Origin of the sequence: Aurantimonas sp. A2-1-M11, from assembly GCF_036549475.1 — a bacterium.
Taxonomy (GTDB): Bacteria; Pseudomonadota; Alphaproteobacteria; order Rhizobiales; family Rhizobiaceae; genus Aurantimonas.
On sequence record NZ_JAZHLI010000094.1, the window covers coordinates 1 to 10,925 of the forward strand.

The 10,925-nt window shown below is 66.7% G+C and carries 10 protein-coding genes; 6 read left to right on the top strand and 4 right to left on the bottom strand.

The annotated features are described in order from the left end of the window. The first annotated feature begins 366 nt into the window (after positions 1–366). From VQ042_RS22985 to VQ042_RS23010, 6 genes are all read left to right on the top strand, one after another. A complete protein-coding gene (locus VQ042_RS22985; RefSeq protein ID WP_331822619.1) occupies positions 367–825 on the top strand; it encodes a (2Fe-2S)-binding protein in 459 nt (152 codons plus the stop codon). Positions 826–828: 3 nt separating this feature from the next. Further along, complete coding sequence (locus tag VQ042_RS22990) at positions 829–2,988, top strand: xanthine dehydrogenase family protein molybdopterin-binding subunit (protein WP_331822620.1); 2,160 nt, start codon at positions 829–831, stop codon at positions 2,986–2,988. Between the two features lie 77 nt (positions 2,989–3,065). Further along, positions 3,066–3,701 (top strand): Isoquinoline 1-oxidoreductase subunit, encoded by a 636-nt coding sequence (locus tag VQ042_RS22995; protein WP_442880190.1) that lies wholly within the window; start codon positions 3,066–3,068, stop codon positions 3,699–3,701. A gap of 168 nt (positions 3,702–3,869) precedes the next feature. Further along, on the top strand, positions 3,870–5,261 hold the full coding sequence (fumC, locus tag VQ042_RS23000; RefSeq protein ID WP_331822622.1) for a class II fumarate hydratase: 1,392 nt from the start codon (positions 3,870–3,872) through the stop codon (positions 5,259–5,261). A gap of 206 nt (positions 5,262–5,467) precedes the next feature. Next, positions 5,468–5,848, top strand: a complete 381-nt coding sequence (locus tag VQ042_RS23005; protein ID WP_331822623.1) for a DoxX family protein — start codon at positions 5,468–5,470, stop codon at positions 5,846–5,848. A 230-nt stretch (positions 5,849–6,078) separates the two neighbouring features. Continuing rightward, entirely contained in the window at positions 6,079–6,258 is a 180-nt protein-coding gene (locus tag VQ042_RS23010; RefSeq protein ID WP_331822624.1) for a hypothetical protein, read from the top strand. Here the strand turns inward: VQ042_RS23010 and hisG are convergent. From hisG to VQ042_RS23030, 4 genes are all read right to left on the bottom strand, one after another. Further along, entirely contained in the window at positions 6,255–7,019 is a 765-nt protein-coding gene (gene hisG / locus VQ042_RS23015; protein ID WP_331822625.1) for an ATP phosphoribosyltransferase, read from the bottom strand. The genes VQ042_RS23010 and hisG overlap by 4 nt on opposite strands. Next, the gene (locus VQ042_RS23020) at positions 7,016–8,179 is read right to left on the bottom strand and encodes an ATP phosphoribosyltransferase regulatory subunit (RefSeq protein WP_442880188.1); all 1,164 of its coding nucleotides are present in this window, start codon (positions 8,177–8,179) and stop codon (positions 7,016–7,018) included. The genes hisG and VQ042_RS23020 overlap by 4 nt, the downstream gene beginning before the upstream one ends. Then, the gene (gene hisS / locus VQ042_RS23025) at positions 8,166–9,755 is read right to left on the bottom strand and encodes a histidine--tRNA ligase (RefSeq protein WP_331822626.1); all 1,590 of its coding nucleotides are present in this window, start codon (positions 9,753–9,755) and stop codon (positions 8,166–8,168) included. Before hisS ends, VQ042_RS23020 begins: the two co-directional genes overlap by 14 nt. A 408-nt stretch (positions 9,756–10,163) precedes the next feature. Beyond that, positions 10,164–10,451: a GIY-YIG nuclease family protein gene (locus tag VQ042_RS23030; protein ID WP_331822627.1), complete on the bottom strand. Its 288-nt coding sequence runs from the start codon at positions 10,449–10,451 to the stop codon at positions 10,164–10,166. Between the last annotated feature and the right edge of the window lie 474 nt (positions 10,452–10,925).

A 10,925-nucleotide genomic window follows, 5' to 3' on the forward strand; every position in this document is an offset into this window, starting at 1 on the left:
AGTGCCACCGACAAAAAGTCCCTCAAATCGCGGCGAAAACTCGCCGGCTGGTCTCCCGACTACCTCGCAAAACTCCTCGATCCGACGGCATGAAATATGCATTCGGAGCCCTGGAAGGCCGTCCCGTTGGGGCGGCCTTTTTCATGTGCGCTGAGCATCAGCGATAGCGACGCACGGCACGCAGGCCACCAGAGACGCACGGTGTGCCTTGCAACAATCGCAACACTTCGTACGCCTTACGAAGACACGGTGGCCACCGTGAATGCGGTTGCCGTTTCGCCGCAAGTGGTTATTTTGGAACCAATCCAAATCATGAGGAGCCGCTCGGCGGCACCTGCCTAACCCGCCGCCCGTAAGGAGGCTCCCTTGATCAGTTTCACGCTCAACGGCGAAGAGAAGACATTCGACGGCGACCCCGACACGCCCCTTCTGTGGGTGATCCGTGACGCCGAACGGCTGACCGGCACCAAATATGGCTGTGGCATTGCCCAGTGCGGCGCCTGCACCGTGCATCTCGACGGCATGACCCGTCGCTCCTGCATCACGCCGATCTCCACCGTGGACGGCTCCAGCGTCACCACCATCGAGGGCGTCGAAGGCCGCGAGGCAGAAGCCGTGCAGGCGGCATGGACGGCAATCGACGTGCCGCAATGCGGCTACTGCCAGTCCGGCCAGATCATGTCGGCGGTCTCGCTCCTGCAGTTCAACCCGACGCCGAGCGACGAGGACATCGACAACGCCATGGCCGGCAACATCTGCCGCTGTGCGACCTATCAACGCATTCGCCAGGCGATCCACGACGCCTCCGACACGCTGGAGGGCTGATCCATGGGTATCCAGACCATCAATCCCACCCGCCGCAGCTTCCTGCTCGGCACCGGCCTCGTCATCGGCGTGGCGCTGGCCTCGCGCTCGAAGGCCGCCGCCGCCCTGCTCCAGGGTGCGCCGGCCGGCGCCGAGGGCCCGGTCAGCGATCTCAACGCCTTCGTGCGGATCGCGCCGGACGGCTCCGTCACGGTGCTGTCGAAGCACATCGAGTTTGGCCAGGGGCCCTATACCGGGCTGACCACGCTGGTCGCCGAGGAACTCGACGCCGACTGGAGCCAGATGCGCGTCGCCGCGGCGCCCGCCGACGACGAAATCTACAAGAACCTCGCCTTCGGCCTGCAGGGCACCGGCGGCTCGACCGCCATTGCCAATTCCTACGAGCAGATGCGCAAGGCCGGCGCCACCGCGCGCGCCATGTTGGTGGCCGCCGCGGCCGAGGAATGGGACGTGCCGGCAGAGGAGATCACGGTCTCCAAGGGCCGCATCCGCCATGATGCATCGAACCGGGAATCGGGCTTCGGCGAGCTCGCCGACAAGGCCGCGACCATGGACGCCCCGTCGGATCCGGTCCTGAAGGACCCCAAGGACTTCGTCCTGATCGGCACCGACCGGCCGAAGCTCGACACGCCGGAAAAGACCAACGGCAAGGCTGTCTTCACCCTCGACGTCCTCGCCGACGACATGCTGATCGCCATGGTGGCGCGCCCGGCCCATTTCGGCGCCACGGTGCAGAGCTTCGACGACACCGAGGCCCGCAAGGTCGCGGACGTCGTGGACATCAAGCAGATCCCCCAGGGCGTCGCCGTCTTTGCGGAAAACACCTATGCCGCCCTGAAGGCGCGGGACGCCCTGAAGATCGTCTGGGACCTGACCACCGCCGAATCCCGGTCCAGCGAGGAGATCTACGCGGATTATCGTGCGCTGTTCTCCGGCGAGGGGCTGGAAGCGGCCAATGTCGGTGACGTGGAGCGTGCATCCTCGGCCGACGGCATCACCACGATGCATTCCGACCTCGTCTTCCCCTTCCTCGCCCATGCGCCGATGGAGCCGCTCGACGCGGTGCTGATGCAGGCCGAGGACGGTTCGATCGACTGCTACAACGGCTCGCAGTTTCCGGGCCAGGACAAGGCCGCGATCGCCGAGGTCTGCGGCGTCGATCCGTCGATGGTGCGGGTAAACATGCAGCTGGCCGGCGGCAGCTTCGGTCGCAGGGCCCAGTTCGGCTCGCCCTACATGCGCGAGGCCGCGGCGGCCTTCAAGGCATCCGGCATGACCCGTCCGATCAAGCACATGTGGACCCGCGAGGACGACATCAGGGGCGGCTTCTATCGTCCGATCTATGTCCACGCGATCAAGGGCGCCATCGATGCCGACGGCAACATCGTTGCCTGGGATCACCAGATCGCCGGCCAGTCGATCATGAACAAGACCGAGCTCGACGAGACCACCGTCGAGGGCGCCTCGGACCTGCCCTATGCGATCCCCAATCGTCGGGTCTTCGCCCATCAGACCCAGCTGCCTGTCCCCATCCTGTGGTGGCGGTCGGTCGGCCATACCCATACGGGCTTTGCCGTCGAGACCTTCGTGGACGAGTTGCTCGAGAAGGCCGGAAAGGATCCCGTCGAGGGCCGGCTGGCGCTGCTCGGCGACCATCCGCGTCACGCAGGCGTCCTGAAGAAGGTCGCCGAGATGGCCGACTGGGGCTCGCCGGCACCGGACGGGCGCCAGCGCGGCGTCGCCGTCCACAAGAGCTTCAACACCTATGTCGCGGAGATCGCCGAGGTCTCGATCGGCGACGACGGCACACCGCGGGTCCACAAGGTCTGGTGCGCGGTCGATTGCGGCGTCGCGGTCAATCCCAACATCATTCGGGCGCAGATGGAGGGCGGCATCGGCTACGGCCTCGGCGCCGTGCTGTTCGACCAGATCACGCTGGGGGACGGCGGCCGGGTGGTCCAGTCCAACTTCCACGATTATCGCTCGCTGCGCATCAACGAGATGCCGGAGGTCGAGGTTTCCATCATCCCCTCCAGCGAGCCGCCGACGGGCGTCGGAGAGCCGGGCGTTCCGCCCATCGGCCCTGCCGTCGCCAATGCCTGGCGTCGCCTGACCGGCCAGCCGGTCCGCCGCCTGCCGATCGTCGGCAATTTCGTCTCGTGAACAGGACAGCATTCGTGACGCCAAAGACACCTCTGGCCGGCCTCCTTGCCGGCATCGCGCTCGCCGCTGGCCTGGTCATGGGGCCGGCGGTCGCCTTCGGACAGGAACGCGCGCCCGCGGCGCCCGAACCCTCGACGCCCGCCATCGCGCCACAGCCGGACGCCAACCGCACCCTGAAGCCGGTCTCGGCCTTCGACGGCATTGCCGACGAGACCGAGCGGTCGATCGCGATCTTCCAGGAAACCGGCAAGGTGCTGCTGCATCCGCGCTGCGTGAACTGCCACCCGGCCGGCAATTCGCCGCTGCAGGGCATGGATATGCGCAAGCACCAGCCGCCGGTCGTGCGCGGCGACTCAAACTTCGGCGCGCCCGGCATGGTGTGCAACACCTGCCACGGCCCGGAGAATGTCGCCGTCGTGGCGCAGGCCGAGGGCGTCGGCTCGATCCCCGGCAATCCGAACTGGCACGTCGCGCCCATCGAGATGGCCTGGGAGAGCCGTTCGCTCGCCGAGATCTGCGTCCAGATCAAGGACCAGGACCGCAATGGCGGCAAGACGCTGGCCGAACTGGTCGAGCACATGGCGTCCGACGACCTCGTCGGCTGGGGCTGGAATCCGGGTCAGGGCCGCGACAAGGTCCCCGGCACCCAGGAACAGTTCGGCGCGCTCTACGAAGCCTGGGCCGCGACCGGCGCCCATTGCCCGGCCGGGTAATCGTCGCCCACACATGACGACATCCGGCAGGCGGGTCCCTCGGGGCCCGCCTGTTTCGTTTGTGCGCGGACACCGCGCCTGAACCGATTTTACCCGGCACCGCCCCTTTCGATCCGGCGGCGCGCCCGGTAAGCCATGCCCGAAACATACACGAGCTGCGAAGGGCACATGATGAGCACCCGAACCGAAACCGATTCCATCGGCGCCATCGAAGTCGAGGCCGACCGCTACTGGGGCGCCCAGACCGAACGGTCGCGCAACAATTTCCGCATCGGCGGCGACCGCCAGCCACTGCCGCTCATCCACGCCCTCGCCCTCGTCAAGAAGGCCGCAGCACGGGTGAACACCTCGATGGGCCGACTCGACGGGCAGGTCGCCGACGCCATCGAGAGCGCGGCCGACGAGATCGTCGCCGGCAAGCTGGATGATCACTTCCCCCTCGTGGTCTGGCAGACGGGCTCCGGCACACAGACGAACATGAACGTCAACGAGGTCATCTCTAACCGGGCGATCGAGATGCTCGGCGGTACCATGGGCACCAAGAAGCCGGTCCATCCCAACGACCACGTGAACATGAGCCAGTCGTCCAACGACGTCTTCCCGACCGCCATGCATGTGGCGACGGTGCTCGAGACCAGGCGCCTGCTCCTGCCGGCGCTCGACAGGCTGCACGCCTCGCTGGACGCCAAGGCCCGGCAATATGCGTCGATCATCAAGATCGGGCGCACCCATACCCAGGACGCCACGCCGGTGACCCTCGGCCAGGAATTTTCCGGCTATGCGGCCGCGCTGGAACTGTCGAAGAAGCGCATCGGCGACGCTCTCGACGGTGTGCTGGCGCTGGCTCAGGGCGGCACTGCCGTCGGCACCGGCCTCAACGCGCCCGAGGGCTTCGACACGGCGATCGCCGCGGAAGTCGCGCGCCTGACCGGCGAGGAATTCCGCACCGCGACCAACAAGTTCGAGGCGCTGGCCTCGCACGGTGCGCTGACCTTCTTCCACGGCGCGCTCAACGCGCTGGCCGCCGACCTGATGAAGATCGCCAACGACATCCGCTTCCTCGGCTCAGGCCCGCGCTCCGGCCTGGGCGAACTCAACCTGCCGGCCAACGAGCCCGGCTCATCGATCATGCCGGGCAAGGTGAACCCGACCCAGGCCGAGGCGATCACGATGGTCGCCACCGAGATCTTCGGCCACGACACCACCGTGACCGTCGCGGCGTCCCAGGGACATTTCGAGCTGAACGTCTTCAAGCCGGTGATCGCCAACGCCGTTCTGTCCTCGATCCGGCTCCTGGCCGATTCCATGGTCAGTTTCGCCGAGCATTGCGTCGACGGCATCGAGGCCAACGAGGACCGCATCCGCAGCCTGATGGAACAGTCGCTCATGCTGGTCACCGCCCTGGCGCCGACCATCGGCTACGATGCCGCCGCCAAGATCGCCAAGACCGCCCATCAGAACGGCACGACCCTGCGCGAGGAAGCGGTGGCGAGCGGCCTGGTCTCCGAGGCCGATTACGACCGCATCGTCGACCCGCGCACCATGATCGCGCCGGGCTGAGACACCGCGCGAGACCGGCGACAACTGGCCCCCGAGCGCCGATCGTCGCCCGTGGTCCAGCGATCGTATCGCGTTCGGTTGACAATTCGTCGATTGCGAGGGGGATGCAAGCGCGATGAAGCCGGTTTACCTGTGATCCGGTTCAACCGACGAGGCGATGGCGGTTCATCGAAGCCTTCGACCTCGTCACTCAAGGAGCGATACCCATGAATGCCAGTCTCGTCCTCGCCGGCAGGGTTCTCCTGTCGATCATCTTCATCGTCTCGGGCTTCGGCAAGCTGGCCGGCGCAGCCGGCTTTGCCGGCTATCTGACCAGCCTCGGCGTGCCCGCCCCGCTGCCGATGGCCTATGTCGTCGGCGCGTTCGAGCTGCTGGCCGGCATTGCGGTCCTGATCGGCTTCCAGACCCGGGCCGTCGCCATCGCGCTGGCCGCCTTTTGTGTCGCGACGGGCCTGCTCGCCCATATCGACGACCAGACCGCCCTGTTGAAGAATATCGCACTGGCCGGCGGCTTCCTCGCTCTGGCCGGCGCCGGTGCCGGCACGCTGGCCGTCGACAAGCCGAAGCGCGAGAGCCGCTACGCCTGACAGGCCCCAGTCGCTCCGGCCGGAAGCCCCGCCGGAGCAGTCGGCCTGCGCGTCGTCCTGCCGCTACGATAGCCGTTCATAACATCCGTGCCACGAGTGTATGCGCGGGCCGAGCCCGTCGGATTCCTCTTCGTAAAGTTCGTTGCCTTGCCAGAATTTTTTGAATATAGGGTTGCGCAAGGGTTAACAGCGCTTGTGAATCACAATATCCGGGATGTGGATGGGGGACCATGACAGAACTTGCAAGCATGCACTCCAAGGAAGGCACCAAGGAATACGTTGCCTGGCTGTTGATTGAGCGGATTGCTCGCGAGGAGACGAGCATCAGACGCAACGGCCCGGATAGAAAGTACCTTCTCGACCTTTATGTCGAGTCTCTTCAGGCAACGGGCGGCCATCGCCCCGTTTAGATTTGCCCGTTTGCTGCCGTTTCACCCTGGATTGAGTGAGGATGACGCAGGGTAACTTCTAGCCCTTCGATGGTTGAAAATCGGGCGGTCAGGTCTTCCACCTCCGCAATGTCCTGGCGCTCGCGATCGACCAGCGAGCGCACGAGGCACGCCTCGGACCGCAGGATCACCCCGTCCGTCAGGATCTTCAGGTGGTTGGCCGTCAGGGTCGAGCCGGTGGAGGTGATGTCGACGATGACATCTGCCGATCCCGCCGCCGGCGTTCCCTCCGTCGCCCCCAGGCTTTCGACGATCCGGTAGCTCTGGATGCCGTTGCGCCGGGTGAAGAAGCTCTGGGTCAGCCGCCAGTATTTCGTCGCCACCCGCAGGCGCCGGCCATGGCGGGCGCGGTAGCCGCCGGCCACGTCGTTGAGGTCTTCCATCGTCTCGACGTCGACCCAGGCATCGGGCACTGCCACGACGACGTCGGCGTGGCCGAAGCCGAGGCGCGCCACGGTCTCCACCACGCGTTCGGGCTCGGCGATGGTCTCGCGGATCAGGTCTTCGCCGGTGATGCCGAAATCGATCGCTCCGTCGCGCAGTTCGCGGGCGATCTCCGAGGCCGACAGGAGCAGCACTTCCAGCCCGGGTGCGCCGGTGACGCTGGTGCGGTAGCTGCGCGAATCCTCGGCCGAGGCGACATGGATGCCGGCGCCGGCCAGCGCCGCCACGGCCTTGTCCTTCAGCCGGCCCTTGGACGGGATCGCCAGGGTGATCGTCATGACGCGTCTCCCGCCTGGCCGGCAATGCGGTCGAGCCACAGCGAGAAGCCGACGGCCGGCACCGCCCGCGCCGCGCCCAGGATGGTCAGCAGCCGGTCATAGCGTCCGCCGCCGGCCAGCGGCTCGTCCGAGCCCTTGCGGCGGGCTTCGAAGACCAGCCCGGTGTAATAGTCGATGGGCCGCCCGAAGGCGGCGCGGTAGCGCACCGTGTTGAGATCGACCCCGGCGGCCCGCAGCGCCAGGTTGCGCGTCTCGAAGAAGGTCAGCGCCCGACCGAGATCCAGCCCGGCCGCCCCGGTGAGATCGCCGATCGCCGTGCCGGCCTCCGACAGCGGCGCATCGATCGCCAGGAACTGGCGCAGAAGCTGCAGCGAGGCCTCGCCCAGCCGTGCCTCGGCGACCGCCACCTTCTCGATCAGCCGCTCCGCGACCTCGCCCGGCGAACGGCCGGAATGGGGCGGCAGGCCCGCCTCCTCCATCCGCTCGCGGATCTTGAAGGTCAGCGCGCCCTGTTCGCGGAGGCGGGCGAGTTCGGCGAATTCGGGATCCAGCGTGTCAAGTGCGCCGCTGCCGCCCTTGGCCAGCGCGGCCAGCGCCGCTTCCAGAAGGTCGTCATGGCCGAAGGTGCGCACCAGCCGCCGCTGCCAGCCTTCCGGCAGGCCGAGCGCCCGCAGGAACGCCTCGAACAGGCCCTGGTCGCCGAGGACAAGGTCGAGGTCGCCCGCGTCGAGGCCGCAGGTCTCAAGGCTCGCCAGCGCGTCGGCCAGCGCCCGTGCATCGGCGGTCGCGGCGTTTTCCTCGCCCAGATCCTCGATGCCGGCCTGATAAAATTCGCCCGGCCCCGAGGGCCGCTGGCGGAAGACCAGCCCGACATAGCTGTAGCGCCGCGGCAGCGCGGCGCCATGGGCGACATGGTCGCGGCAGACGGGGATGGTGAAGTCCGGGCGCAGGCATAGGGTCTCGCCGGCCTCGCCGCGGGTCAGGAAGATACGCCGACGTAGCGCTTCGCCAGCCGTGTCGAGATAGGGGTCGGCCGGCTGGATGATCGGCACGTCGACCCTTGCCGCACCGCGCGCGGCAAAGAGGGCGCCCAGCGCGGCCTCGAAGGGCGCCCCGGCGCCGGCGATCGCCTCGGCGCTCACCGCCTCAGGCCCCGCCACCGGCGCCGGCCGGGCCCGACTGGCGCGCGAGAACGGCGCGCACGGCCGCGACCATGTCGGCCTCGTCGACCAGCTCCTGCCCGGCCCGCGCCTCGCGCCATTCGGCATTGTCGGTGATCTCGGCCGACAGTTCCTTGCCCAGTGCCAGATCCTTGACCTGCACCTTGCCGGCGGCCTTCTCGTCGCCGCCCTGGATGACCACGACCGGGGCGTTGCGGCGGTCGGCATATTGCAGTTGCTTGCCGAACTGCTTCGGATTGCCCTGGAAGACCTCGACCGCCACCGGAACCGCTGTCGGGTTGCCGTCCTCGTCGGTGTTCAGCGCCGCGCGCAGCTTCGTCGCCATGGCCTGGTAGTCGGCCATGCGGTCGCGGTCCATTACCGTGACCACCACCGGCCCGGTGCGCTCGGACGCGTCGAGACGGCCGAGATTCTTCAGCGCCGTCATCAGGCGCGAGACGCCGATGGAAAAGCCCGTCGCCGGCACCTGCTGGCTCATGAAGCGCGACACCAGCCCGTCATAGCGCCCGCCGCCGCCGACCGAGCCGAACTGCACCTTCTGACCCTTCTCGTTGGTAACGTCGAACAGCAGTTCAGCCTCGAAGACCGGGCCTGTGTAGTATTCGAGCCCGCGGACGACGGAGGGGTCGATCTTCACTCGCCCATCGCCATAACCGGCGGCTTCAATCATCAGATAAATATCGCGCAACTCATCGGCGCCTACTGTCGAGACAGCCGCCCGTTCCAATTCACCCCGAAGATTTGCGAGAGTCAGCCCGTCCCCTCCCGGCACGGAACTTGTCACGCCGGAACCTGTCTCACCCCAACCCAGGATGTTCAGAAGCGTGGTTATCTGACGGTCGTCCAGACCCGCACCGGGCGTGTGGTCACCGGACTCGTCGCGCCGGCCTTTTCCGCTCAAAAGCGCGATGACCCCTTCGACACCGAATTTGTCGAGCTTGTCGAGCGCCCGGAGCACAGTAAGCCGTTTGCCGGAATTCTCCTCGCCGGCGAGTTCAACTGCCTCCAGCACTGCATCCAGCACCTTCCGGTTGTTGACCCTGATCACGTACTGGCCGCGCGGAATGCCCAGCGCCTCCATCGTGTCGGCCATCATCATCGCCATCTCGGCGTCGGCCGAGACGTTCGGCGCACCGACGATGTCGGCGTCGAACTGCATGAACTGGCGGAAGCGGCCCGGCCCCGGCTTCTCGTTGCGGAAGACATAGCCGGCCCGGTAGCTGCGATAGGGCTTGGGCAGGTTCTCGTAATTCTCGGCCACATAGCGGGCGAGCGGCGCCGTCAGGTCGTAGCGGAGCGACATCCACGCCTCGTCGTCGTCCTGCAGCGAGAACACGCCCGCATTCGGCCGGTCGGCATCGGGCAGGAACTTGCCCAGCGCGTCGGTATATTCGAACACCGGCGTCTCCACCGGCTCGAAGCCATAGGTCTCGTAGACCCGGCGGATCGTGGCCAGCATGGCGTCCTGGGCGCGCAGGTCGCTCGCGTCGCGATCGACGAAGCCGCGCGGCACCCGAGCCTGGACCCTCGACGGTTTCTTCTTCTTGTCGGCCATGTATGCGCTGCGTTCCAAAGGTTCGGCGGGCGCCGAAACGCGCCCTCTCCTGGGGCCGATCCCCTACCGCGTGCGCCCGATTTCGGCAAGGCAAGGCCGCGTTGCGGGATGATACCGATCGGCGACGCAGATGGTCAGATGGAAATGCATGCGGCGGCGGCAACGATCTGGCATGGGTCCTCGGGTCAAGCCCGAGGATGACGCACTTGATCAGGAGGCTACAGCCAATCGCCGACGTTTGAGGCGACGCGCTCTGTACGCGCTTCGGCGGGCGCCAAGGATGGTGGAAAGCCGGAACGTCAAAGACGCGCGTCATCCTCGGGCTTGACCCGAGGACCCATGCCTCGACGCCGATACCGCCGCTCCGCGCATGGTTGGCCGCACCGGTGACAATCATGCGCGCAACCCTCACCAGCCCATGCCGCGATACAGTTCGTTCCAGTCCGGGTTCACCGCCTCGATCAGCGCGATCTTCCATTGCCGGGGCCAGCGCTTCAGGGATTTCTCCCGCTGGATGGCGCTGCCGATGTCGACATGTTCCTCGTACCAGACCAGCCGGGTAACGCGGTAGGTCGTCACGAAGCCCTTGCTCAGGCCACTCTTGTGCTCGTGCACGCGGCGCGAGAGGTCCGACGTGACGCCGATATAGAGCGTTCCGTTCTTCTGCGACGCCATGATGTAGACGGTGCCAGCCATGACCGAATCGTCGATGGCTGATGCCTATCAGTCAAGCGGGCGGGTGGTTCAGATGCCGAGAGCCAGATGTCGACCTGATCGGCGGTTTCAGCGGCTTGGCATGGGTCCTCGGGTCAAGCCCGAGGATGACGCGCGTGCTTGACGTTGCGGCTTTCCGTCATTGTTGGCGTCTGTCGGCCGCCTGTCGACGTCGTTGCCACAGACAACGGCGACTATCTGCGGACCTTCAACAAGGTCGTCATCCTCGGGCTTGACCCGAGGACCCATGCCTCGGCGTCGCTACCACCGCTCCGCGCATGGTTGGCCACCTCCCCGCGCGCCCGCCGCGCATCACTCACCCCCACTGTGAATGCCCCACGCCCTCATACCGACCAGCTCATGAACTGACCGCTTTGATGTAGGGATAGTTGCAGAGGGACCGGATGCGGGCTTGATCTTTGGTGGCGCGGTTCCAGGCATCGCAGCATGCGTCGA